We start from the raw sequence: 23,102 nt of genomic DNA, 5'->3' as shown, positions 1-23,102 counted from the left end.
TGCGCAGGCGACCACAGACCACCGTCCCGAGGTCGGGAGGCACCCGATGATCGACGAGGACCTGCGTGTCCGGCTCGCCGACCTCGGCGGGTTCGACACGGAACGCGGCTCGCTCGCCGGGGTGGTCGTGGTCGACGTGACCCGGGTCGTCGCCGGCCCGTTCTGTTCGATGGTCCTCGCTGACCTCGGAGCCACGGTGATCAAGGTCGAACACCCGGACGAACCCGACTACACCCGCACCTTCCCGCCGTTGCTGCCGGCTGCGGACGACGCCGACGGACGGCCGGTCGAGGACCCGGCGCTCAGCGGGTTCTTCGCGCAGTACAACCGCAACAAGTTGGGTGTCACGGCCAATCTCCGGCACCCGTCCGGCGCCGCGCTCCTCGAACATCTGGTGGCCAGGGCCGACGTCCTCGTCGAGAACTTCCGACCGGGCACGATGGACCGACTCGGGCTCGGGTACGAGCGGCTCCGCGAGATCAACCCGCGCCTCGTCTACGCCGCGCTCAGCGGATACGGCCAGACCGGACCCTCCCGTGGGCGACCGGCCTACGACAACAGCGCCCAGGCGACCGGCGGTCTCTGGTCGATGAACGGGCCGGCCGGTGGCCCACCGACCCGGGTCGGCACGATCATCGGCGACCTCGCGGCCAGTCTCTACGGCACCATCGGCGTCCTCGCGGCGCTCCGGCACGCCGAGAGCACCGGGGACGGGCAGCTCGTCGACATCTCGCAGCAGGACTCGGTGCTCACCCTGACCGAGAACGCCGTCGTCGCATACACGACCGAGGGCACGGTACCGACCCCGCTCGGCAACGCCCACCCGTTCGTGCGCCCGTACGAGGCGTTCCCCTGCCGGGACGGGTTCGTCTTCTTCGGCGGGTACACCGACAAGTTCTGGAAGCTCTCCTGCGAGTTGTTCGGCGGTCCGGACGAGTACGACGCCCATCCGGACCTCCAGACGATGGCCGACCGGTTCGACGAGGAGGTCTACGAGCGGGCGGTCCGTCCGATCGTCGAGCGTTGGTTCGCGGATCGCACCAAGGCGGAGCTGGAAGCGCTCGCCGGCGACCTCGTTCCGCTGAGTGCCGTGAAGGACATCGGCGAGGTGGTCGCCGACCCGCAGATCGTCGCCAGGGACATGGTCGTCGAGACCCGATATCCCGGGTTCGGCCCGCTCCGGACCTTCGGTTCCCCCGTCAAGCTGCAGGTGACCCCACCGCGGACGACCGGCCGGGCACCGGCGACCGGGGCCCATACGGCCGCAGTCCTGCGGGAGCTGCTCGACTACGACGAAGCCGCCATCGACGAGCTCCGCTCCGCCGGGACCATCTGATGGACGGTGTCCGTCTCGACCGCTCCGGAGCGACCGCCGTGATCACCATCGATCGCCCGGACAAGCTCAACGCGCTGACCCTCGCGATGTATGACCAGCTCGGCGCGGCGTTCGCCGAGGTCCGCGACGATCCCCGGATCGGTGTCGCGATCCTGACGGGGGCGGGGGAGCGGGCGTTCTGCGTCGGCGCAGACCTCGGGGAGTCGATCCCCGCGCTGGCCGAGGGGCGATTCGACATCAGCGAGTGGGATGCCGCCCACCAGAAGCACACCACCCTCGACAAACCGGTCATCGGGGCGGTCAACGGCCTCTGTCTCGGGGGCGGGTTCGAGATCCTGCTGTCCACCGACATCCGCGTCGCCGCCGACCACGCGACGTTCGCTCTGCCCGAGACGGGGATCGGCGTGGTGCCCGCAGGGGGCACCCTCAGCCGGTTGGTGCGCCAGATCCCGTACGCCTTCGCCATGGACCTCATGCTGCGCGGCGGGCGGATCGACGCTGCGACGGCCTCCCGGTACGGCATCGTCAACCAGGTGGTCCCGGCCGCCGAGCTGACGGACACCGCGCACCGCCTCGCGGACGAGCTCCTCGCGCGGAGCGGTACCGCGCTCGCCACGGTCAAACGTGCGGTGCGGGAACTGTCCGCGTTGCCGCTGGAGGAGGCCTTCCACCGTGAGGCGGTGCTCGGCCAGGCCGCGTTCACGAGCGACGACGCACGGGCCGGCCTGGCGGCGTTCGCCGCGCGCACGCCACCCGTCTTCCCCTCGCGGGCGTCCTAGACTGAGGCCACCCTGCTCGAGGTGGACGCGGTCCGCCCCACGCTCATGGAGGCCTCATGCGTCCCCCGACCGCTTCCGACGACGTCCGCGCGGACGTCGAGCCCTCCTCGGCGACCGCGACGTTCGCGCTCGACCTCCTCGCCGCCTCACGCGCGGAGCCGGGACGCCCGGGCGCCGGCGTCGAGGACCTCCTCAGCCGGGCAGGACTCGACGGGGCCGACGCCGAGGCCGTGGTCGAGTCCGTCCGCGAAGCACAGTTACGGGGTGCACGGCAGCGCCGTCGGGCGAGCGAGCTCGAGGCGCTCTTCTCCACCGCTCGCGAGCTGGTCCGCCTCCAGGACGTCGACGAGGTCCTCGGCCGTCTCGTGGAACGGGCCCATCAGCTCATGGGCACCGACGTCACGTACCTCTCCGAGGTCGAGAACACCAGGGGTGACCTCCGCGTCCGGCACTCCGTCGGCACGGTGACCCCGGGGTTCCGGGACCTCGCGGTGCCCGCCGGGGTGGGACTCGCCAGCCTGGTCGCCGGCACGCGGGAGCCCGCGTGGGTCGCACGCTACGAGACGATGACCGAGGCCGGGCACGACGATCGGATCGATGCCGCCGTCCGGGCCGAAAGGCTCGTGTCGTTCCTCGGCGTCCCGCTCGCGGTCGGTGACGAGGTGCTCGGGGCGTTGTTCGCATGCAACCGCTTCGGCTACGACTACACCCCGGATGACGTCCTCCTGCTCTCCGCGTTCGCCGACCATGCTGCGGCGGTCCTGCACACCGCGCGGGCGCTCGCCGAACGCGCGGCGGCCGTCGTTCGCGCCGAGGAGGCCTATCGCGAACTGGAGCGCCACCTCGCCGCCACCGAGCTGGCGAGCGGCATCCACGAGGAGCTCACCTCGGCGGCGATGTCGGGTGGGACCGTCGTGGACCTCGTCGCGACGGTGTCGCGCCGGATCGGTCGGCGGGTGTGGGTGCTCGACGACCAGGCACGACTGCTCGACGGCACGGGGGAGCTACCGAGCCGCACCGTGCTCCGCGACGCGGTCGCCCGGAGTCAGGTGAGCGGGCACGCCGAATCGATCGTGGCTCGGGATCGCGCGTGGCTCGTCGTGGCGATCGTGGGCGCCGACCGGGTGCTCGGGTCCATCCTCGCGGAGGACGGACCCGATCCCGCCGACCGGGTCGTCCGACGCACCCTGGAACGGGCCGCCCAGGTCGCCGCACTGGTCTCCTTCAAACGTGACGCGGTGGTCGCCCTGCGCGCCGAGCGTCGTGCGCACTGGCTCCTGGCCGTCGTGGACGGCGGTGCCTCGGAGCCGTCCGCGGACGTCGAGCCCGCTCTGCTCGCGCTGACGCTCGGGGCGTGCGCCGTGATCGACGTGTTGGAGCGGGACGTCGCCGATGCGGCGTTCGTCGCCGCCGGTGCCGTCGGCGATGACGGCGTCGTCGCCCGACGCGACCATCGGGTGATCATCGCCTGGGCGGTCGACGATGCGATCGAGGCCACGGAGCGGGTCCGGCGGCTGCTGGCCGACCGGCTGCACGAACCGGCGCTCACCGCGGTGGTCTGTACCGGGCTGCTCGGGCGGGCGGACCTCGGGCCGGCCGTCGAGCGTGCCGCCGCCGATCTGCGCTTCCTCCGACCCCTCGGCATCGAGGCCACCACGGTCTCCTCCGCCGGTCTCGCGCCGTACCACGCGCTCTCCTCCGGGGAGCCGACCTCGGTGATCCGCTTCGTCGACGAGCTCCTCGGACCGGTGCTCGGGTGGGACGAACGCCGTGGGACCGCGCTCTTCGAGACCCTGGCCTGCTACTTCGACGGGGGCGAGAGCCGACACGCCGTGTCGAAGCGGCTTCGGATCCACCCGAACACCGTGCAGCAGCGGCTCGATCGCATCCGGTCCCTCCTCGTCGGCGACTGGGACGACAGCGAGTTCCGGTTCCGGGTGCAGGCCGCCGCCCGACTCGAACGCCTGCGGCGGTCACTGCGTGAGGCCCACCCGACGAGCTGAGCGGCCCAGGGACGGCTGGCATCCGTGGACCGGTCGTTCCGACACATCATCAGCGCGCAAACATGGGTCGAGGATCCATAGGACGCCTTTCCGTGCTCCACCACACTTGCCTGAATCGAACGGGCAAGCACGAGGGAGCACCACGGATGGATTCATTCGACGTCGCGGTTGTCGGCATGGGAGCCCTCGGCAGTGCGGCCGCCTACCACCTCGCGAGGCGGGGCGCGAAGGTCGTCGCCTTCGAACAGTTCGAGCTCGGACACGTCCGCGGTGCCTCGCACGACACCTCGCGGATCGTCCGGACCTCGTACGGCGCACCCCAGTACGTGCGACTCGCGCAGTCGGCCTACCGTGACTGGGCGGACCTCGAGCAGGAATCGGGCGAACGGCTGCTCACCATCACCGGCGGCGTCATCTTCCTCCCGGTCGACGGACCCTACTCCGCCTCGGACTTCACCGCCGCGCTCGAGGAGTGCGGGGTTCCGCACGAACTCCTGACGCCCACCGAGGTGCAGGCGCGGTGGCCGCAGTTCCGGATCCCGGAGAACGTCGAGACGGTGTACACCGCGGACACCGGTATCGCCCATGCGGCCCGCACCGTGGCGACGCTCCAGCTGCGTGCTCGGGCGCTCGGCGCCGACATCCGTGACCGGACCAGAGTCGATGCGCTGACCCCGGACGGACAGGGTGTCGTCGTGCAGACCTCGGCCGGCGCCGTCCGTGCCGGCAAGGTCGTCCTCGCCGCCGACGCCTGGGCGAACGAGCTCCTCGAACCCCTCGGCGCGGCGATCCCGCTCGACGTCATGCAGGAGCAGGTCACCTACTTCCGCCCGGGCGACGCCGAGCAGCTCGATCGCGAGCGGTTCCCGGTGTGGATCTGGGAGGACGAGGAGTGCTACTACGGCTTCCCGACCTTCGGCGAACCGACCGTGAAGGCCGCCCGTGACGTCTCGGAGAACCGCATGTCGCCGGCCGAGCGCACCTTCGTGCCGTCGCCGGAGCTCACCGGACAGCTTGCCGACTTCATGGCGGACCTCGTGCCGGCGTCCGGACCGGAACTCCGCACCGTGACCTGTCAGTACGCGCTCACGCCCGACCGGAACTTCGTCCTCGGCCCGCTCGAGGAGCACCCCGACGTCATCGTCGCCCTCGCCGCCGGGCACGGCTTCAAGTTCACGCCCGCGTTCGGACGCATCCTCGCGGAGCTCGCCCTCGACGGGGAGACGAGCGACGACATCGCGAGCTTCAGCCCGTCCCACGCGCGCAGCGCCGAGCGGGTCTCGCCGATGCCGACCTCCGCGAGCTGATCCCCATGGCGCGATACCTCGTCTCCCGGATCCTGTCGTCGCTCTTCGTCCTGTTCGTCCTCTCCGTCCTCGTCTTCTCGATGGTGCGGGTCATCCCGGGCGACCCGCTGTCGGCGTTCGCCGACCCCTCGAACCCCGACCCCGCGGCGCTCGACGCCCTCCGCACGGAACTCGGCCTCGACCGGCCCTGGCTGACCCAGTACCTCGCCTGGCTGCTCGGCGTCCTCCAAGGGGACTTCGGACGGGCCATCACCGTCCCCAACGAGGTGTCCAACCTCATCGCCCAGCGCCTCCCGCTCAGTCTCACCCTCGCCGTCATGGCGACCGTCTTCGGCACGGTGCTCGGCATCCCAGCCGGTGTCCTCGCCGCAACCCGGTGGCGTCGGACCCCCGACAACGCGGTGCGCGGGCTGTCCTTCGTGCTCCTCGCGACCCCGCCGTTCGTCCTGGGAACCGTCCTCATCCTCGTGAACTCGCTCACGCTGCGACTCCCGCTCGTCGGCACCGCCGGGGCGAGCGGTGATCCGTTGCGACTGATCGGCGTGCTCGTCCTGCCGGCGCTCCTCATCGGACTCGTCCTCGCGGCGATCGTCGCCCGGTACACGCGCGGCACCCTGCTCGACACCCTCGGTCAGGACTTCGTCCGGACGGCCAGGGCCAAGGGGGCGTCACCGTCCCGACTGGTCGGGCGGCACGCGCTGCGCAACGCGCTCATCCCCGTCACCACCGTGATCGGGATCGAACTCGCCGCGCTCGTCGGTGGGACGGTCGTGATCGAGACCGTGTTCGCGCTCCCGGGGATGGGCTCGCTCCTCCTCACCGGCATCCGCTCGTCGGACTACCCGATCATCCAGGCGACCGTGCTCCTCATCGGCGCGGTCTACGTGCTCATCAACTTCATCGTCGATCTCATCTACCCGTTGATCGACCCACGAGTGAGGGTCCACACGTCATGACGGTCACCCGCGCCATCGCGCTCGCAACGGTCGTCGGCAGACGCCGACGCCGCAACCGGTTCGGCCCTGCCTTCTGGAGCGGATCCGCCATCCTCGTCGGCATCCTCCTGCTCGCCGCCTGGATGACCCTCGCACCGCCATACGACCCGTTCGCGGCGTCCGGCGCGGCACTCGCCGGACCCACGCTCGACCACCTCCTCGGCACCGACAACCTCGGCCGCGACAACCTCACCCGGCTGGCGCTCGCCGCGCGGACCAGCCTGCTCATCTCGGGGGCCGCCGCGCTGCTCGGTGCCGTCATCGGGACGGCCCTGGGGCTGGTGGCGGGGTACCTCGGCGGTTGGGTCGACGCGATCATCATGCGGATCGTGGACGCGGCGCTCGCCCTGCCGGCGATCCTCGTCGCCCTCGTGGTCGGGGTCGTCATCGGCACCGGGCCGTGGCCGCTCATCATCGCGCTGGGTCTCGTGTTCGCTCCGGGCTTCGCCCGCGTCATGCGGGCCCCGGTCATCGCCCTGCGCGAGCGGGACTTCGTCCTCGCGGCCACCCTGAGCGGCGTGCGTGGACACCGCGTGATCGCGGAGCACCTGCTGCCCAACGTGCTGACACCGCTGTTCGTGCAGTTCGCCTCCGTCGCCTCGCAGGTGGTCCTCATCGAGGCCGCCCTCAGCTACCTCGGACAGGGCGTCCAAGCCCCCGAGCCATCAGCCGGTCGCATGATCAGTGAGTTCACGCGGTTCATGCAGGTGCAGCCGCTGCTGATCATCCTCCCCTCCCTCGTGATCATCCTGCTGTCGGCCGCGTGGAACCTCCTCGCCGACGGGCTGCAGGACTACTTCGCGCCGAGACGGGAACCCGCGTTCTCGCTCGGTCGCCCACGCCGGCGTCGGGCAGCCGCGGCAGCGCAGCACGGTACGTCATCCAGCACCACCATCGACGCGGCGTCCACGGACGACGCTCCAGAGAAGAGGCAGCAATGAAGACTCGCATCCTCGTGGGGACGGTCGCCATCGTGGCGGCGTCCCTCGCGCTCAGCGGCTGTGCGCCGTCCGGTCCGGCCGGCGACTCGGGCGGCGACCCCGTCGCCGGTGGCACCCTCCACTGGGGTGTTCCAGCCGAACCGTCCGCGGGCGGTCTCGATCCGATGGCGGCCAGTGCGATCGCCGCCGAGGTCATCAACGCGGTCGCCTACGACACGCTCCTCGCGAAGGACGATGACGGTGAGGTCGTCCCCGCCCTCGCCACCGAGTGGTCCCAGCCGGACGAGCTCACCTGGGTGTTCGAACTGCGCGACGACGTCACCTTCGCCGACGGCAGCGCGTTCAGCGCCGACGACGTCGTGTACTCCTTCAACCTGATGAAGGAGGCGACCACCTCCGCGAGCACGTACCTCGCCAACGTCTCCAGCATCGAGAAGACCGGAGACACCCAGGTCACGTTCCGGTTCAGCGCACCGGACGGCACCTTCCTGGACGCCGTGTCCGCCCGCCAGACGTTCTTCATCGTGAGTGAGGAGGGGTACGGGGCCGCGACACCCGACGAGCGGCAGCGGACGACCTTCGGGACCGGCGCGTTCCAGGTGACCGACTGGAGCGACGGTGTCAGCGTCACGATGGAGAAGAACGAGAACGCCTGGCAGGACACGAAGCCGTACCTGGACGAGATCGTCTTCGACTTCATCCCCGACGAGTCCGCGCGGCTCGCCGCGCTGCAGCAGGGGAGCATCCAGGCCGCGTACTTCATCGACGGCAGCCTCGCCGATCAGGCCGTCCAGGCGGGCTTCACCCTCGGTGAGGCCTCCTACCGTCAGAACCTCGCCATCTACATCAACCCGGAGACCGGACCGCTCGCCGATATCGACGTCCGTCGGGCCGTCGCACTGTCCCTCGACCGCCAGGCGCTCGTCGACACGGCGATGCTCGGCTATGCCGCGCTCTCGTTCGTGCCCCCGGCCGGTGACCCCGGTGCCCTCGACCCGGCGGGCCTGCCCTATTACGAGCGCGACGTCGATCAGGCGAAGCAGCTCCTCGCGGACGCCGGCCAGCCGAACCCGACCATCACGCTCAGCTACATGGGCGACATCGCGCAGTCGCACCACCCCGTCTACGAGATGATGCAGCAGCAGCTCGCCGAATCGGGGATCACCCTGAAGCTCGACGCGAAGCCGCTGTCGGAGATCGCTCCGGTCTTCACGACCGGCGAGAGCTGGACGGACCTCGTCGCCATCCCGGGCAGCCCCCGCGCCGCGTCGCTGTTCTACTACGACCCCGTGCTCGTCGACGGCGGCGTGTACAACCACTGGGAGGGCAACCCCGAGGCGGACGCCGCACGAGAGCTGTTCCAGCAGGCGAAGAGCGCCTCGGATCCGGCGGAGTACGCGAAGCTCGTCGACCAGCTGGCGGAAGAGGCGGCCGAGCAGGTGTTGGAGATCGTGCCGGTCGCGGTCCCGGTCTACTTCGAGGTCTGGGACAGCGCGAAGTTGCACGACTACCAGAGCGACGCGTACTACTCCCGGTACCGCCTCGACGAGGCCTGGCTGAGCCAGTAGCCCCGTCGTCCGCCGCTTCATCCCTCCCGCACCACCCGAGCGAAAGCTGGTCTGACCCATGGATCGAGACGTCGACGCCCTCCACGTGGAGGGGCTGAGCATCGCCTACGGCGGCGCTGCGCCATCGGTGCAGGACGTGTCCCTGCGTGTCGGTCCGGGGGAGATCGTCGGGGTGATCGGCGAGTCCGGGAGCGGCAAGTCCAGCATCGCCCTCGCGATGATGGGGCTGCTGCCGGACTCGGCGACGGTCACGGCGTCCCGAATCGACGTCGCGGGGACCGACATGCAGGGCGCCACGGAACGCGACTGGTCGACGCTCCGCGGTTCGCGCGCCTCGATGGTGTTCCAGGAGCCGATGTCGGCCCTCAACCCGTGCATGCGGATCGGGGCGCAGATCGCCGAGGTCCTCCGGATCCACGGCGTCGCCGACAAGCGGACGGCCGGGGCACGGGCGTTGGAGATCCTCCACCTCGTGCGGATGCCCGACGCGGAACGTCGGCTCGGCTACTACCCCCACCAACTGTCCGGCGGTCAACGCCAGCGAGTCGTGATCGCCATCGCGGTGGCCGCCGGACCGACCCTGCTCGTCGCCGACGAGCCGACGACCGCCCTCGACGTGACCGTGCAGGCGCAGATCCTCGAGCTGCTCCGGACCCTGCGCGACGAGACGGGGATGGGGGTGCTCTTCATCAGCCACGATCTCGGGGTCATCGGACAGCTCTGCGAACGGATCGCCGTCATGTATCGCGGGCGCATCGTCGAGACCGGCCGCGCCGAGCGGGTCCTCGCCGACCCACGGCATCCGTACACGAAGGCGCTGCTCGAGAGCATCCCGCGGCCCTCGGTTCCGGTCCGGTCACCACTGGCGGTCATCCCCGCCGACAACGACTTCGCCGACGCCCCGGCGGTCCTGGAGGAGGTCCGATGAACGACACCCTGCTCCGCGTCGACGGCGTCACGCAGCGGTTCGGCCACGGCGAGCACGCCACGCTCGCCCTCGACGACGTGTCCCTCGAGGTACGCCGCGGCGAGACCCTGGGCCTCGTCGGCGAGTCCGGCTCCGGGAAGAGCACGCTCGCTCGCGCGATCCTGCTGATGCGCCGCCCCAGTTCGGGCCGTGTCGAGTTCGACGGCGGCGACGTCTCGCGGCTCCGCGGGTCGGCGTTGCGCACGCACCGCCGTCGCGTGCAGATGGTGTTCCAGGACCCCAACGACTCCCTCGACCCGCGCTTCACCGTGGCACGGTCCATCGCCGAACCGCTCGTGGCGGCGGGTATGGGCGCGGCCGGGCGTCGGGCACGGGTCGTCGAGTCGCTCCACCAGGTGGGACTCCCCGGAGACGCCGCCGGTCGGTTCCCGCACGAGTTCTCCGGCGGACAACGGCAACGCATCGCGATCGCCCGGGCCATGGCGGCGAAGCCGGAGTTCGTCGTCTTGGACGAGCCGACCTCGGCCCTCGACGTGTCCGTCCAAGCCCAGGTGCTCAACCTGCTCGTCCGTCTCCAGGAGGAGACCGGCGTCACCTACCTGTTCATCACCCACAACCTCGCGGTCGTCCACCACGTGGCGCATCGGGTGGCGGTCATGCGGAACGGCCGCGTCGTCGAGGAGGGAACGGGGGAGCAGGTCATGACGAGGCCGCAGGACGCCTACACGCGGGAACTCCTTGAGTCGATGCCCGTCCTCTACCGGACCTGACCCCACCACCGATCGACGACCAGCAGGAGGAACCCGATGCGCGTGCAACGACTCGGCGACAACGCCCACGAGGTGGCGCTGTACGAGGGCCCCGGCCGGATCGATCTGGAGTGGTACTTCCAGCAGACCACGGCCCTGCCGTCCTCGGTCATGCGGTACCGCCTCGAACCGGGAGCGGCCGAGGGTGAGCATCTCCACCTGGAGGGTGACGACGCGAGCTGTTCGCCGAACAGCTCCGACGAACTGTACGTCGTCACCGGCGGCGAGCTCGTCGTGACCTCGGGCGAGCATCGGAGGCTGTTGCGATCAGGCGACGCGTTCTACGCGCCGGCCGGGCTCGTCCACGGTGTCCGCAACGAGTCCGACGCCGTCGCCGAGATGATCCTCGTCTTCGGCCCGCCCACGGGGAGCCCGTTCCCGCAATCCGGCGAGGAGGCCTTCCCCACGGATGCGGAACGCTGAACCGGCGACCTCGGCTACCGTCCGGCCTGCAACTGCTCCCGGAGCTCGTCGAGGCGGACGGCGATGCCGATCCGGAACATGCGCTCGTCCTCGCGCCACGAGGCGCCGAGCACCTGGTCGAGGCGGTCGAGTCGCTGCAGGATGGTGTTCGTGTGGAAGTTCAGGGCCCGCGCCGTGCGGGTGGGGCTCGCATTGTTCCGGACGAACGCGCGCAGGGTGCCGAGCAGGTCCGCGTTCCGCTCCGCGTCGTACCGTCGGACGAGTCCGATGGTGTCGCGGAGGAAGTCCGCCAGCGCACGCGCATCGGTGTCGAAGATCGCCGAATAGGGGAGGAAGTCGTCGGCCGACGCGGTCAGGTCCGTCAGTTCGAGCGCCGCGATGAGTCTGGCGGTGCGCATCGCGGTCGTGAACGAGGAGGCGAGGGCTCCGGGAGCCGCACGGGGGACGACGGCGACGACCGGATGCTGGAGGCCGGTCGCGATGTGCCGACGGAGCGCCTCGGCGTCGAGGGGTCGACGATCGGAGGCGTGCGCGGCCACGACGTACCCGCGGTACTCGCCGACGAGGTCGTGGTCGTCCAGTTGCCGGCTGAGGGCGCGGGCGGCCGCGGTCTGCTGGTCACCCGGGACCGCGAGCAGCAGCAGGGAGTCGAGCGCCTGCAGGTCGATCCCCAGACGACGCGCACGCCGCTCGACGTCGGTCCGCCGTTCCGGCACGTCGTCGAGGAGATCGGCGATGAGTTCGCTGCGGATGCGGTGGTCGGCACCGGACGCGGCCTCCTGCTGGAGTTCGAGGAGCGCCGCGACCTGGGCGGCACGTTCGACGGTGCGGATGTCGACGGCACCGAGCTCGAACGCCCCGTCACCGAGGATCAGGGCACCGAAGTGCCGGGTCCCGGCCGACAGGGCGGCGATCGCCCCGACGCCGCCACTCGCGACCGTGACGCAGTGCCCGGAACGTCGGCTCTCGGCGATGGCCGCTCGGGCGTCGTCGTCGAGGTCGAGCATGCCGGCCGAGAGCGGCAGGCCGGCGGCGGCGATGACGCGGTCCTGCGCGTCCGTCACGGCGACGGCCCGGCCGAGCGCGGTGGCGAGCGTCTCCGCGACCGGCGCGAACCCACCCCCGGCGAGCACGGCCTGTACGAGTTCCTGGTGGACGGTGTTCGCCCGGTCGCGCTCGACGAGGTGCGCCGTGAGGTCGGCGAGCGTCCGTCGGCTGGCGTCCTCCGAGTCCTGCAGGTCACGCAGGGTCTGCGTCGTCTGCAGGATCACCGAGGCGTGGTCGGCGAGCGCCGACAGGAGGGCGACCTCCTCGGCGGAGAAGTCCTTCCGCTCGCGGTTGCCCACGAACAGCACGCCGAGCACGTCGTCACTCGTGAGCATCGGGACACCGAGCAGCGAGACGAGCCCTTCCGCCGCGACCGCGTCGTCGATCCCGCGTTCGTGTCGATCGGTCGTGTAGTCGGAGTACTCGGCGACCCACTGCGCCGTCCGTGATTCGACGACGACGCTCGCGAGTCCACGACCCGGCGGCACGCGGAGCGTCTGGAACGAGGGGCTGACGGAGCCGCTCGTCTCACGGACCCGCAGCTCGTGGGTGACCGGGTCGAACTCGGACAGGTAGGCGAGGTCGACGCCCATCATCTCGTGCGCGCGCTGGACGAGCCGGGCGAGGACGGCGTCGCTGTCCCGCAGCTCGGCGAGTTCGCGGGCGCTCGAGAACAGGGCGGACAGCTCGTGTTCGCGGCGTCGCAGCCGGACCAGTTCCTGCTGGGGATCGGCATCGGCGTGATCGAAACCGGTGGCCGTTCGCGCGTCGGCAGGCTTTCGCATCGGGTCTCCTGACTGGTCCCTCAGGAGTCTAAGGTGATCGTCCGTCGAGCGGCGTGTGTCATTCAGCCACACGATCGCCGATCCACTGAGTCATCCGCCCATCGCCGTCGATGATCCCCGCTCGTAGGGTCATCATGACCGCAGCGCCGAGGACCCGGTGTCTGCCTGTACCGAAGGGCGAGCCATGCCGAGAAACAGCCGAATCCAAGGGCTGCGCGACCACACCACCGACGAGCGACTCGAGCTCGTCGCCGAGGGTGCCGGCGTGCCGGCCGAGGCGCTCGCCGCCCTGCATCCCGACGCCGGGCTGTCGATCGCCCAGGCGGACCACCTGGTCGAGAACGTCGTCGGCGTCATCGCCATCCCGGTGGGCGTCGCCACCAACTTCACCGTCGACGGCGAGGACCGCCTCGTCCCCATGGCGACGGAGGAACCGAGCGTCGTCGCTGCGGCCTCCAACGCGGCCCGGATCGCACGGGTGCACGGCGGGTTCCGCACCTCGTCGTCGGGTGACGTGATGATCGCGCAGATCCAGATCCTCGACGCGGTCGACCCGCACGCCGCACGACTCCGGGTCCTGGAGGCGCGTGAGGAACTCCTCGCCCTCGCGAACGAGTTGGACCCGATCCTCGTCTCCTTCGGTGGGGGTGCCAGGGACATCGAGGTCAGGGTCCTGCCGACGCGGGTGGGCACACAGGTCATCGTCCACCTCCACGTCGACGTCCGTGACGCCATGGGCGCGAACGCCGTCAACACCATGGCGGAGGCGATCGCACCGCGTCTCGCCGAGATCGCCGGCTCGCGCACCCTCCTGCGGATCCTCACGAACAAGGCCGACCAGCGCATCACCCGTGCCCGGGCCGTGTTCGACGCCGAACTCCTCGGCGGCCCACAGGTGGTCGCCGACATCGTCGCCGCGAGCGCCTTCGCCGAAGCCGACCCGTACCGGGCGGCCACGCACAACAAGGGCATCATGAACGGCATCACCGCCGTCGTGCTCGCCACCGGCAACGACACCCGCGCGGTCGAAGCGGGATGCCACTCCCACGCCGCGCGATCCGGCCGGTACTCGGCGCTGTCGCAGTTCGAACAGGACGCCGACGGGAACCTCGTCGGCACGATCGAGGTCCCGCTGGCCGTCGGGCTCGTCGGGGGAGCCACGAAGGCGCACCCGACCGCGCAGGCGGGCGTCACCCTCCTCGGCGTGGAGACGGCCCGGGAACTGGCGGCCGTCATCGCCTCCGTCGGCCTCGCGCAGAACCTGGCCGCCTGTCGGGCGCTCGCCGCCGAGGGTATCCAGCGCGGCCACATGACCCTGCACGCGAGGACGATCGCGGCGAGCGCCGGTGCGACGGTGGACGAGATCGGAGCGGTGGCGGCGCGGATCGTCGCCGACCGCCGGATCCGGGTCGAGTACGCGCGCGAGGTCCTCGACGAGCTCCGGGCCGGAACCGTATGAGCGGGCTCCCGCGGCCACGGGTGGAGCCGGTCGACGGGCTGCCGACGCACGTGCGCGTGTACGAGGTGGCGCCGCGCGACGGGTTGCAGGCCGAGACGGACATCCTGCCCACCGCGGTGAAGGCGGAGCTGTGTCGGCGTCTGTACGACGCGGGGTCGCGTGACGTCGAGGTGACGAGTTTCGTGCCTGCCACGTGGATCCCGCAGTTCGCGGATGCGGAACGACTGGTCGCGGGGCTCGAGGTACCGCCCGGGGGCCGCGCCGTCGCCCTCGTTCCGAACCTGCGGGGCCTGCATCGTGCGCTCGATGCCGGGATCCGTGAGGTGTCGGTGGTCGTCAGCGCCTCGGAGTCCTTCGCGCGGGCCAACCTCAACACCTCGCGTGAGGGCGCCATCGAGCGGGCCGAGGAGGTCGTGGTGGCGGCGTCCGACGCCGACGTCCCGGTGCGTGGCTACGTGTCGATGGCGTTCGGTGATCCGTGGGAGGGTGCCGTGGATCCGGCGACGGTCGTCGATGCGGTCGTGCGTCTGCACCGTGCCGGCTGTACGACGGTCGCCATCAGCGACACGATCGGTGTGGGGACGCCGGGGCTCACGACGCGGATGGTCCGGGACGTGCTCGACGCCGGGATCCCGGTGGACGCGGTCGCCCTGCATCTCCACGACACCTACGGTCAGGGACTCGCGAACGTGTACGCGGCGCTCTCCCTCGGGGTCGCGGAGTTCGACTCGTCCGTCGGCGGCCTGGGTCGCTGCCCGTACGCGAAGGGCGCCACCGGTAACCTCGCCACGGAGGACCTCGTGTGGATGCTCCACGGTCTCGGCATCGAGACCGGTCTCGACCTCGAGGCCCTCGCCGCGACGACCGCCTGGTTGTCGCGGGTCCGGGGCGTCGGAGCCCCGTCGAACGTGGCGACGGCCTTCGCGGCCGCAGCGTCAGCGGTCGACACCCCGAACGCCACTGGAGGCAGCAGATGAGGCACACCGACGAGTACGTGCTCGACGACGTCGAGGCGGTGCGCGCCCTGGTGCGTGAACACCCCTGGGCCACGGTGGTCAGCCACGTGCCGGGTCGGGGTCTCGTCTCCTCGCACTACCCGATGCTCCTCGACGAGGATGAGGACGGGATCGTCCTCCTCAGCCATGTCGGCCGTCCGGACGAGCGGTTGCACGAGCTCGGACAGCATGAGGCGATGGTGATCGTCTCCGGTCCACAGGGGTACGTGTCGCCGAGTTGGTACGACACGACGCCGGCGGTGCCCACCTGGAACTTCGCGGTCGCCCACCTCTACGGCGTGCCCGAGCTGCTGTCCGACGAGGAGAACCTGCGGGTGCTCGACCGCCTCGTCGCCCACTTCGAGCGGGTCCTGCCCGAGCCGTACCTGATGAACGGGACGATCGCGAACAGCGAGTACGCGGCCCGGATCGTCCACGGCACGGTCGGCTTCCGCATGCGCGTGACCCGGTTCGAGGCCAAGGAGAAGATGAGTCAGGACAAGCCGGCCGAGGTCGTGGAGCGGGTGATCGCGGCCCTCGGCGAGCCAGGACCGTATCGGAATCCGGCGCTGGCGGCACGGATGGGCGCGATCCACGGCATCGACACCGGGGCCCCCGCGCGGGCCACCGACGGCGGGGTCACGGCATCGTGACGGACGCCGCACTGACGCTGCTGAACGCGCGGCCGTACGGCCAGGATCCCGTCGACCTCGTGATCCGCGACGGTCGCATCGCCGCGGTCGGAGCGCCCGGGACCCTCGAATCGGCCGGAGAGGTCGTCGACATCGCCGGTCGCAGCATCGGGCCGGGCCTGTGGGACGCCCACGTCCACATGACCCAGTGGGTGATCCAGCGGCGCCGGATCGACCTGACGGACACCGCGAGCGCCGCCGACGTCCTGGCAGCCGTCCGTCGCGCGGTCGACACCGGTGCACCGCTCACCGACGGGTTCCTCATGGGGTACGGCTTCCGCGACGGTCTGTGGACGCAGCCGGCGACACTCGCCGCGCTGGAGGCCACCGAGTCGGACCTCCCCGTGATACTCGTCAGCGGTGACCTGCACTGCGCGTGGATGAACACCCGGGCCGCGCACCGGCTCGGCCTGGACCTCGATGCGAGCGGTATCGTCGCCGAAGCACCGTGGATCGACGCCCTGCAACGGATCGACCAGCACTCCGGGCTCGCCGTCCACGCCTATCGGGACGCCGCCGAGGCCGCGGCCCGACGCGGCGTCGTCGGGGTCGTCGAATTCGAGAACACCGACAACCTCGGCGAGTGGTCCGAACGCATCGCCGGCGGGGCGACGAGCCTGCGCATCGAGGCCGCCGCCTGGCCGGACCGCCTCGAATCCGTCATCGCGGCCGGTCTCCGGACCGGGGACCCGATCGACCCGGCCGGTCTCCTCACCATGGGCCGCCTGAAGGTCGTCGTCGACGGTTCCCTCAACACGCGGACCGCCTGGTGCTGGGACCCGTACCCGGGTGTCGACCCGTCGAGCCCGCACGCCTGCGGCGTCGAGAGCGTCTCGATCGACGAGCTGCGCCGGCTGTTGGAGCGCGCGAGGGGCGCCGGGATCGAGGCGGCGGTGCACGCCATCGGCGATCGTGCCAACACCGAGGTCCTCGACACCTTCGAAGCGCTGGGGATGCGCGGCGTCGTCGAACACGCGCAGCTCGTCCGCGAGCAGGACTTCACCCGGTTCGCCGAGCTCGGACTCATCGCGAGCGTGCAGCCCGAGCACGCGATGGACGACCGCGACGTCGCCGATCGCCACTGGAACGGCCGCACGGGTCGCGCCTTCGCCTTCGGATCGCTGCACCGTGCCGGTGTCGGGCTCCGGCTCGGATCCGACGCCCCGGTCTCACCGCTGGACCCATGGCTGGCGATCGCCGCAGCGACGACCAGGAGTCGCGACGGCCGCGACGCCTGGCACCCCGAACAACGGCTCCCGATGGACGTCGCCCTCGCAGCGAGCGCGCGGACGTCGATCGCGGTCGGACAACCCGCCGACCTCGTGATCAGCGACCTTGACCCGCTCAGCGCCGACGCCGAGCGGTTGCGGTCGATGCCGGTGTCCGCGACCCTACTCGGCGGCCGCTTCACCTGGCGGGCGATCTGATGCGAGGGTCGCAGCTGTTCACCAACGCGCGGGTCTTCACCGGCGCCGATGAGACGGGGTTCGCCTCGGCGTTCCGCATCGTCGACGGACGCTTCGACTGGGTGGGCGACGCGGCGGCCGTCGGAAACGAGCCCGCAGTGGACCTCGGCGGACGGACGGTCCTGCCCGGCCTCATCGACAGCCACACCCATCCGGCGCTCATGGCCGCCACCGCCGTGGCAGCCGAGTGCTTCCCGCCGTCCGTGGTGTCGATCACCGGCCTCGTCGACCGCCTCCGCGAGCACGCGGCGACCCTGACCTCCGCGAGCGCGTGGGTCCTCGGTCGCGGCTTCGACGACACGAAGTTCCCCGAGGGACGCATGCCGACGGCGGCAGACCTCGACGCCGTGTCCGCCGAGCGGCCCGTCCTCGTCTGGCGCTGCGACGCCCACTCCGCCGTCTGCAACAGCGCGGCGCTCAGGCTCGCGGGCATCACGGCCGCCACGCCCGACCCGGCAGGCGCCCGCTTCGAGCGCGGACCGGCCGGCGAGCCGAACGGCGTCCTCACCGAGATCGCCGCGGTCGAGGCCGTCTCGCGGTTCATTCCGGTCCCGGAGCGCGAGGGACAGATCGCCTCCCTCGTGGCGATCGGCGAGGAACTCGCCTCCCGGGGGATCGTGGCGGTGTGCGACCTGCTGTCGAACCGGCTCACCGACCCGCTCGACGCCTTCCGGAGCGCTGCTGATCAGGGCCTGCGCACCCGGGTCGCCCTCTACCCGGGGTGGGATCCGTCCGCGCCGCTCGCCGAGCTGACCGAGGACGACCGCGAGGGTCGGGTCCGCATCGGCGGGGTGAAGGTCGTCCTCGACGGGGCCTACTCGAACCGCACCGCCTGGGTCGCCGAACCCTACCCGGAGTCCTGCGACCACGGACTCCGCCTCGTCGACGACGAGGACGTCCTCGCTGCAGGCGCTTGGGCTCGCCGCAACGGGGTCCAGCTCGCCGTCCACGCCATGGGCGACCGCGCCCTCGACCGCGTCGCGCGCCTCTTCGAACACGAGGAACCGTGGCTCGACGGGATCCCGTCGGTCCGGATCGAGCACGCCACCATCATCAGCGAGCCCTACGCCGAGCGACTCCGGTCCGCGCGGATGACGTTCGGGATCGCCACCCACACCGTCTTCTTCTTCGCCGAGTACGACGGGTACGAGCTGGCCCTGCGCGCCGAACAGGTGCCGGACGCCTACCCGATCGCGCGGCTGTACCGCACGATCGAACCGCTCGCGCTCTCCTCCGACCGCCCCGCGACCGCGTGGAGTGGCGCGGACGACGTCATGCTGAGCGTCGAGGCCGCGGTCCGACGTCAGGCCTACAACGGCGCCGACTTCGTCCCGGCCGAGGCGATCAGCGTCGCGCAGGCCCTGCTCCTGTACACCGGCCGGGCCGCCCTGCTCTCGCCGCTCGAGGGCGTCGGCCGGATCGCTCCCGGATATGACGGCAGCTTCGCCGTCCTCGACCGCGACGTCTTCAGCGTTCCCTCAGACGAGATCGCCGCCGTGCGGGTCGCCGAGACGTGGATCGACGGTGAGCAGGTGTACCGGCGCCCGCCGGAGGACGAGGAGGACCGGACATGACGACGTTCCAGGAGGACGCGACCGCACTGCTCGAGGAGCTCGTGGCCGTCCGGCGCGAACTGCATCAGGCCGTCGAGGTCGGGCTGGACCTGCCGGCGACCCAGCGGATCATCCTCCGCGAGCTGGCCGACCTCGGGCTCGAGATCACGACCGGGGACTGCCTCTCCTCCGTGGTCGCCGTCCTGCGCGGCGAGCTCCCCGGGCCGACCGTCCTCCTCCGAGCCGACATGGACGGGCTGCCCGTCACCGAGGCGACCGGGCTCCCGTTCGCGGCGACGTCGGGGGCGATGCACGCCTGCGGTCACGATCTGCACATGACCGGCCTCCTCGGTGCGGTCCGCCTCCTCGTGGCCCGTCGCGATCGGCTCGCCGGCACCGTGGTGTTCATGTTCCAGCCCGGGGAGGAGGGGCAGGCGGGCGCCAGGGTCATGCTCGAAGCCGGACTCCTCGACGTCGCGGGGGATCGTCCTGTCGCCGCCTACGCGCTCCACGTCGACCCCAGCACGCGCCGCGGCGACCTCGTCACCCGGGAGGGCGCGATGATGGCGAGCGCCAACGCGCTGCGCGTCACCGTCCGGGGGACGGGTGGTCACGCGGCGTTCCCGCATCTCGCCGTCGACCCGGTGCCGGTGGCCGCGCACCTCATCCTGGCCGTGCAGACCTTCGCGGCCCGTCGATTGCCGGCCACCGATCAGGCCGTCATCTCGATCACCCGCCTCGCCAGCGACTCGGAGGCGAGCAACGTCCTGGCCTCGGCGGTCAGCCTCGAGGCGAACATCCGCACCCTCTCGAAGGCGACGCTCGCGACCGTGCGTGAGCAGTTGCCGGAGCACCTCCGGGCCATCGCGGAAGCCCACGGCTGCACCCTCGAGTCGACGTTCATCGAGTCCTACCCGGTCACCGTCAACGACCCCGCCGAGACGCGGTTCGTGCTCGGTACCCTCGACGCGCTCGTCGGGGCCGACCGGGTCGTCCGGCAGGAGGCCCCGTCGATGGCGTCCGAGGATTTCGCCTACGTGCTCGACGAGGTCCCTGGGGCGCTCGTCTTCGTCGGTGCGGCACCCGAGGGTGGGTCTCCAGCGCTCCACTCGGAGCGGGCCGTCTTCGACGACAGCATCCTGGACCTCCAGGCCACGGTGCTCGCGGAGCTCGCCTGGCGACGTCTCCAGCTGGGCTGACCCGCGCGTCGTCGGCCGGGCCGGCACCGCGAGAGATCGACGACGCTTGGGGGTTGTGTGTCCCCTGAATGGGTAGCATTGGGTCGTTCCGGGTTCCGACGACGAGAGGGCACGCGTGATCACCGCAGAGGACATCACGAGGCGTGCCGCGATCGCCGAGTACCAGGTCGTCGGCCGCCCGCCGGAGACCGATCTCGAGAGCCTGGTCCAGCTGGCGGCGACCATGTGCGGCGTGCCCAAGGCCGTCATCAACATCATCGACCACCGCTTCCAGCACCAGATCGCCGCGGTCGGTCTCGAGCCCGCGAGCTGCTCACGCGAGGACTCGATGTGCGCCGTCGTCTTCCAGGAGCAGGTCCAGACGATGGTGTCCGACGCCAGTCAGGACGACCGTTTCTCCGCGAACCCCTTCGTCACCGGTGAGATCGCGAACGTCCGGTTCTACGCCTCGAGCCCGCTCGTCACACCGAACGGGGTGCCCATCGGCACCCTCTGCATCTTCGACGACCGCGTCCGAGACCTGTCGCCGGAGCACGGCCGTGCGCTCGACCTCCTGGCCCGCCAGGTCGTCGACGTCCTCGAGCTCCTCCGCATCACGCACGAGCTCGGCCAGTCGAACGAGCAGCTCGCCCAGTTCGCCGGACAGGTGAGCCACGACCTGCGCAACCCGCTCATGGCGGTCTCCGGGTTCCTCGAGCTCGCGACGGACAGCCCGGAAATGGCGAACGCACCACACGCGGCGAAGGCGCTCGCCCGCGCCGAGTCCGCCGCCGACCGGATGGCCGTGATGATCACGGACCTCCTGGACTTCGCCCGGATCGGCGGCGCCCGTCCGCGGCGCGAGCGGGTCGACCTCGAGCCGCTCGTCTCCTCGGTGATCGAAGACCTCGATGCGGTCATCGTCGCGACCGGCGCGACCGTCGTCATCGACACGCCGCTACCGGTGCACGGTGATGAGACGTTGCTGCGCGCTCTCTTGCAGAACCTGATCGCCAACGCGGTGAAGTTCAGTGCGGCGGACGGGGCCGTCCCGCACGTGCTGGTGCAGGCCGAACGGGTCTCCGCCGGGGTGCTGGTCGCGGTGGAGGACAACGGTCCCGGTGTCGCCCCGGAGCAGCGCGAACGTGTCTTCGACCTCATGGAACGTGCGGCGGGGAGTGAGGTCGCCGGCCTCGGCATCGGCCTCTCGACCTGTCGGCGGATCGTCGAGGCGCACGGTGGCCGGATCGAGATCGACGAGTCCGGGCTCGGGGGAGCGAGCGTCTGGTTCCTGCTGCCCGACCCCCGTTCAGCGGGCTGAGCCTCCTGCGCGCGCCCGGTGCCGACGCACGCCCGAGCGGTTGGCGCACCGCACCGAGCAGTACCGCTGCCGACCGTTGCGGGTGACGTCGACGACGACGTTCCGACAGGTGTCGCCCGGTTCCGACCCGGCGGCACAGCGGCTGAGACGCTGCATGCCCCGGGTCGTGAGGTGCAGGGCCGTCCCGACGCTGATCACGGCGGCGAGCACCGCCGGCAGGGTCTGATGCTCGTCACGGTAGTGGAGATGCCAGCCTTCACCGTCGTGGTCGGTCAGCCGCGGGAATGCGGCCGCCGAGGCCATCTGCCGGTTGAGTGCTACCGCCCTGGCCTGGTCGTCCGTCGCGTCCACGACCGTAAGCCACTCGTCGACGACGGCGCGCACCCGCAGATGGTCGTCGACCGCCTCGGTGAACGGCATCGTCATCCCGTGCTCACGGGTGCGCGCGACGATGCCGTCCCGGTCGTCGGGCCAGTCGTTCGCGAGCGACCCGGCGAGCAGGACCGCGTACGATCCGTAAGGGTTGAGATGCATAATGCCATTACATCATGGTTGGTGCATGACCATCCTCGCCGCTCCACCACTGCCGTCCGCTCCGACCACCGAGCTGTCCGATGAACACCCGCACACCTGGACGACCGAGTCGGCGCACTCCACCTCGGAGGGCCGCCTCCGGTACCTCCGGTGCGCCTCCTGCGGTTCCCGCCGGGTGGTCCTCGAGCCGTACGAGGAGCTCGGGGCCGTCGTCGTCACGCGGCACGACATCGCGTCACGGTGACGTCCCGCCCGTCGTGCGCGTTAGCGTTGGACCGAGGGGCTGCGGGACCGCGCCCGCCGAGCGAGGAGAGGAACCCCATGAGCGCCGACGTCTGGCTCGACAAGGAATCACCCGAGGTCTACCAGGCGCTCATCGAGACCGGTCGTGCAGCCGGCCGTGCCGCGCTCGCCGCCGGCATCGACAAGCGCCTCATCGAACTCGTCAGGATCCGCGCCTCACAGATCAACGGGTGCGCCTACTGCCTGCGCATCCACGTCGCCGACGCGATCGCGCTCGGCGAGACCACCGAACGCCTGGCGATCCTCTCCGCCTGGCGGGACACCACGTACTTCAGCCCCGTCGAACAGGCTGCGCTCGCGATCACCGAGGACGTCACCCTCATCGCGGACGTGCAGCACCGTCGGCGACTTCCGGACGACGACCTGTCGACGCTCACGAACGGGCAGATCGCCGCGGTGAGGTGGTTGGCGATCGTCATCAACGCCTTCAACCGCGTCTCGATCACGAGCCACCACCCGGTGCACCCGGACGCGGCGCACTGACCCAGGTCAGTCCTTCCGGCGCCTCGCCCCGCGGAACCACGCTGCGACGCGGGCGCCCAGGGAGTCGGAGTACTCGTTCGACAGGTCGAGCGTCTCCTTGCTCAAGTCGCCGCCGTTCCTGATCGCCTCGAGCGCGCGGAGCGCTCGTGCCTCCTGCTCAGCCGCCCGTCTCCTGCGCTCGTCCTCACCCATGCGCC

Annotated in this window: 22 protein-coding genes; 19 read left to right on the top strand and 3 right to left on the bottom strand. The window is 71.0% G+C overall.

The genetic code is table 11. The features are described 5' to 3' along the window. Positions 1–46: 46 nt before the first annotated feature. The 10 genes from ITJ57_RS12025 (at position 47) to ITJ57_RS11985 (ending at position 11,089) form a co-directional block, all read left to right on the top strand. Positions 47–1,336, top strand: coding sequence for a CaiB/BaiF CoA-transferase family protein (locus ITJ57_RS12025; protein WP_194670190.1), 1,290 nt, complete (start codon positions 47–49; stop codon positions 1,334–1,336). Next, positions 1,336–2,115 (top strand): enoyl-CoA hydratase/isomerase family protein, encoded by a 780-nt coding sequence (locus ITJ57_RS12020; protein WP_194670189.1) that lies wholly within the window; start codon positions 1,336–1,338, stop codon positions 2,113–2,115. The genes ITJ57_RS12025 and ITJ57_RS12020 overlap by 1 nt, the downstream gene beginning before the upstream one ends. A 56-nt stretch (positions 2,116–2,171) precedes the next feature. After that, on the top strand, positions 2,172–4,118 hold the full coding sequence (locus ITJ57_RS12015; RefSeq protein ID WP_194670188.1) for a helix-turn-helix domain-containing protein: 1,947 nt from the start codon (positions 2,172–2,174) through the stop codon (positions 4,116–4,118). A gap of 146 nt (positions 4,119–4,264) precedes the next feature. Continuing rightward, entirely contained in the window at positions 4,265–5,425 is a 1,161-nt protein-coding gene (gene solA, locus ITJ57_RS12010; RefSeq protein ID WP_194670187.1) for an N-methyl-L-tryptophan oxidase, read from the top strand. Positions 5,426–5,430: 5 nt separating this feature from the next. Then, positions 5,431–6,381, top strand: coding sequence for an ABC transporter permease (locus tag ITJ57_RS12005; protein WP_194670186.1), 951 nt, complete (start codon positions 5,431–5,433; stop codon positions 6,379–6,381). Further along, positions 6,378–7,361, top strand: coding sequence for an ABC transporter permease (locus ITJ57_RS12000; RefSeq protein ID WP_194670185.1), 984 nt, complete (start codon positions 6,378–6,380; stop codon positions 7,359–7,361). Before ITJ57_RS12005 ends, ITJ57_RS12000 begins: the two co-directional genes overlap by 4 nt. Beyond that, the gene (locus tag ITJ57_RS11995; protein WP_194670184.1) at positions 7,358–8,929 is read left to right on the top strand and encodes an ABC transporter substrate-binding protein; all 1,572 of its coding nucleotides are present in this window, start codon (positions 7,358–7,360) and stop codon (positions 8,927–8,929) included. The genes ITJ57_RS12000 and ITJ57_RS11995 overlap by 4 nt, the downstream gene beginning before the upstream one ends. A gap of 58 nt (positions 8,930–8,987) precedes the next feature. Then, entirely contained in the window at positions 8,988–9,857 is an 870-nt protein-coding gene (locus ITJ57_RS19405; protein ID WP_228506606.1) for an ABC transporter ATP-binding protein, read from the top strand. After that, the gene (locus ITJ57_RS19400) at positions 9,854–10,627 is read left to right on the top strand and encodes an ATP-binding cassette domain-containing protein (RefSeq protein WP_228506604.1); all 774 of its coding nucleotides are present in this window, start codon (positions 9,854–9,856) and stop codon (positions 10,625–10,627) included. Before ITJ57_RS19405 ends, ITJ57_RS19400 begins: the two co-directional genes overlap by 4 nt. A 36-nt stretch (positions 10,628–10,663) precedes the next feature. Next, positions 10,664–11,089: a cupin domain-containing protein gene (locus ITJ57_RS11985; protein ID WP_194670183.1), complete on the top strand. Its 426-nt coding sequence runs from the start codon at positions 10,664–10,666 to the stop codon at positions 11,087–11,089. 14 nt (positions 11,090–11,103) lie between these two features. On the opposite strand, the gene ITJ57_RS11980 is transcribed toward ITJ57_RS11985, so the two are convergent. Beyond that, complete coding sequence (locus ITJ57_RS11980; RefSeq protein ID WP_194670182.1) at positions 11,104–12,921, bottom strand: GAF domain-containing protein; 1,818 nt, start codon at positions 12,919–12,921, stop codon at positions 11,104–11,106. Positions 12,922–13,105: 184 nt separating this feature from the next. Here ITJ57_RS11980 and ITJ57_RS11975 point away from each other — a divergent pair, with 184 nt between their 5' ends. From ITJ57_RS11975 to ITJ57_RS11945, 7 genes are all read left to right on the top strand, one after another. Beyond that, positions 13,106–14,380 (top strand): hydroxymethylglutaryl-CoA reductase, degradative, encoded by a 1,275-nt coding sequence (locus tag ITJ57_RS11975; RefSeq protein WP_194670181.1) that lies wholly within the window; start codon positions 13,106–13,108, stop codon positions 14,378–14,380. Then, complete coding sequence (locus tag ITJ57_RS11970; protein ID WP_194670180.1) at positions 14,377–15,357, top strand: hydroxymethylglutaryl-CoA lyase; 981 nt, start codon at positions 14,377–14,379, stop codon at positions 15,355–15,357. Before ITJ57_RS11975 ends, ITJ57_RS11970 begins: the two co-directional genes overlap by 4 nt. Further along, the gene (locus ITJ57_RS11965; protein WP_194670179.1) at positions 15,354–16,028 is read left to right on the top strand and encodes an FMN-binding negative transcriptional regulator; all 675 of its coding nucleotides are present in this window, start codon (positions 15,354–15,356) and stop codon (positions 16,026–16,028) included. The genes ITJ57_RS11970 and ITJ57_RS11965 overlap by 4 nt, the downstream gene beginning before the upstream one ends. Next, on the top strand, positions 16,025–17,494 hold the full coding sequence (locus ITJ57_RS11960) for an amidohydrolase family protein (RefSeq protein ID WP_194670178.1): 1,470 nt from the start codon (positions 16,025–16,027) through the stop codon (positions 17,492–17,494). Before ITJ57_RS11965 ends, ITJ57_RS11960 begins: the two co-directional genes overlap by 4 nt. Further along, positions 17,494–19,107 (top strand): amidohydrolase, encoded by a 1,614-nt coding sequence (locus ITJ57_RS11955; protein WP_194670177.1) that lies wholly within the window; start codon positions 17,494–17,496, stop codon positions 19,105–19,107. Before ITJ57_RS11960 ends, ITJ57_RS11955 begins: the two co-directional genes overlap by 1 nt. Continuing rightward, positions 19,104–20,285: a M20 family metallopeptidase gene (locus tag ITJ57_RS11950; RefSeq protein ID WP_194670176.1), complete on the top strand. Its 1,182-nt coding sequence runs from the start codon at positions 19,104–19,106 to the stop codon at positions 20,283–20,285. Before ITJ57_RS11955 ends, ITJ57_RS11950 begins: the two co-directional genes overlap by 4 nt. 115 nt (positions 20,286–20,400) lie before the next feature. Further along, positions 20,401–21,585, top strand: coding sequence for a GAF domain-containing sensor histidine kinase (locus tag ITJ57_RS11945; RefSeq protein WP_194670175.1), 1,185 nt, complete (start codon positions 20,401–20,403; stop codon positions 21,583–21,585). Here ITJ57_RS11945 and ITJ57_RS11940 read toward each other — a convergent pair. Further along, positions 21,574–22,119 carry a CGNR zinc finger domain-containing protein gene (locus ITJ57_RS11940; RefSeq protein ID WP_194670174.1) on the bottom strand — a complete coding sequence of 182 codons (546 nt, stop codon included), beginning with the start codon at positions 22,117–22,119 and terminating at the stop codon, positions 21,574–21,576. The two genes, ITJ57_RS11945 and ITJ57_RS11940, sit on opposite strands and share 12 nt — an antisense overlap. Before the next feature lie 25 nt (positions 22,120–22,144). Between ITJ57_RS11940 and ITJ57_RS11935 the strand changes: the two genes are divergently transcribed. Continuing rightward, positions 22,145–22,363 (top strand): hypothetical protein, encoded by a 219-nt coding sequence (locus tag ITJ57_RS11935; RefSeq protein ID WP_194670173.1) that lies wholly within the window; start codon positions 22,145–22,147, stop codon positions 22,361–22,363. A 77-nt stretch (positions 22,364–22,440) separates the two neighbouring features. Beyond that, complete coding sequence (locus tag ITJ57_RS11930) at positions 22,441–22,905, top strand: carboxymuconolactone decarboxylase family protein (RefSeq protein WP_194670172.1); 465 nt, start codon at positions 22,441–22,443, stop codon at positions 22,903–22,905. Between the two features lie 6 nt (positions 22,906–22,911). Here ITJ57_RS11930 and ITJ57_RS11925 read toward each other — a convergent pair whose 3' ends face one another. Further along, a complete protein-coding gene (locus ITJ57_RS11925; protein ID WP_194670171.1) occupies positions 22,912–23,097 on the bottom strand; it encodes a hypothetical protein in 186 nt (61 codons plus the stop codon). Positions 23,098–23,102 lie beyond the last annotated feature (5 nt).

Source organism: Plantibacter sp. VKM Ac-2880 (genome assembly GCF_015351235.1).
Classification (GTDB): domain Bacteria; phylum Actinomycetota; class Actinomycetes; order Actinomycetales; family Microbacteriaceae; genus Plantibacter.
This window is presented reverse-complemented; position numbering and strand designations above follow the sequence as displayed.

Coding starts and splice junctions, on each gene's coding strand:
- ITJ57_RS12025 (WP_194670190.1), top strand. CDS start 47: ATGATCGACGAGGACCTGCGTGTCCGGCTCGCCGACCTCGGCGGGTTC.
- ITJ57_RS12020 (WP_194670189.1), top strand. CDS start 1,336: ATGGACGGTGTCCGTCTCGACCGCTCCGGAGCGACCGCCGTGATCACC.
- ITJ57_RS12015 (WP_194670188.1), top strand. CDS start 2,172: ATGCGTCCCCCGACCGCTTCCGACGACGTCCGCGCGGACGTCGAGCCC.
- solA (WP_194670187.1), top strand. CDS start 4,265: ATGGATTCATTCGACGTCGCGGTTGTCGGCATGGGAGCCCTCGGCAGT.
- ITJ57_RS12005 (WP_194670186.1), top strand. CDS start 5,431: ATGGCGCGATACCTCGTCTCCCGGATCCTGTCGTCGCTCTTCGTCCTG.
- ITJ57_RS12000 (WP_194670185.1), top strand. CDS start 6,378: ATGACGGTCACCCGCGCCATCGCGCTCGCAACGGTCGTCGGCAGACGC.
- ITJ57_RS11995 (WP_194670184.1), top strand. CDS start 7,358: ATGAAGACTCGCATCCTCGTGGGGACGGTCGCCATCGTGGCGGCGTCC.
- ITJ57_RS19405 (WP_228506606.1), top strand. CDS start 8,988: ATGGATCGAGACGTCGACGCCCTCCACGTGGAGGGGCTGAGCATCGCC.
- ITJ57_RS19400 (WP_228506604.1), top strand. CDS start 9,854: ATGAACGACACCCTGCTCCGCGTCGACGGCGTCACGCAGCGGTTCGGC.
- ITJ57_RS11985 (WP_194670183.1), top strand. CDS start 10,664: ATGCGCGTGCAACGACTCGGCGACAACGCCCACGAGGTGGCGCTGTAC.
- ITJ57_RS11980 (WP_194670182.1), bottom strand. CDS start 12,921: ATGCGAAAGCCTGCCGACGCGCGAACGGCCACCGGTTTCGATCACGCC.
- ITJ57_RS11975 (WP_194670181.1), top strand. CDS start 13,106: ATGCCGAGAAACAGCCGAATCCAAGGGCTGCGCGACCACACCACCGAC.
- ITJ57_RS11970 (WP_194670180.1), top strand. CDS start 14,377: ATGAGCGGGCTCCCGCGGCCACGGGTGGAGCCGGTCGACGGGCTGCCG.
- ITJ57_RS11965 (WP_194670179.1), top strand. CDS start 15,354: ATGAGGCACACCGACGAGTACGTGCTCGACGACGTCGAGGCGGTGCGC.
- ITJ57_RS11955 (WP_194670177.1), top strand. CDS start 17,494: ATGCGAGGGTCGCAGCTGTTCACCAACGCGCGGGTCTTCACCGGCGCC.
- ITJ57_RS11950 (WP_194670176.1), top strand. CDS start 19,104: ATGACGACGTTCCAGGAGGACGCGACCGCACTGCTCGAGGAGCTCGTG.
- ITJ57_RS11940 (WP_194670174.1), bottom strand. CDS start 22,119: ATGCATCTCAACCCTTACGGATCGTACGCGGTCCTGCTCGCCGGGTCG.
- ITJ57_RS11935 (WP_194670173.1), top strand. CDS start 22,145: ATGACCATCCTCGCCGCTCCACCACTGCCGTCCGCTCCGACCACCGAG.
- ITJ57_RS11930 (WP_194670172.1), top strand. CDS start 22,441: ATGAGCGCCGACGTCTGGCTCGACAAGGAATCACCCGAGGTCTACCAG.
- ITJ57_RS11925 (WP_194670171.1), bottom strand. CDS start 23,097: ATGGGTGAGGACGAGCGCAGGAGACGGGCGGCTGAGCAGGAGGCACGA.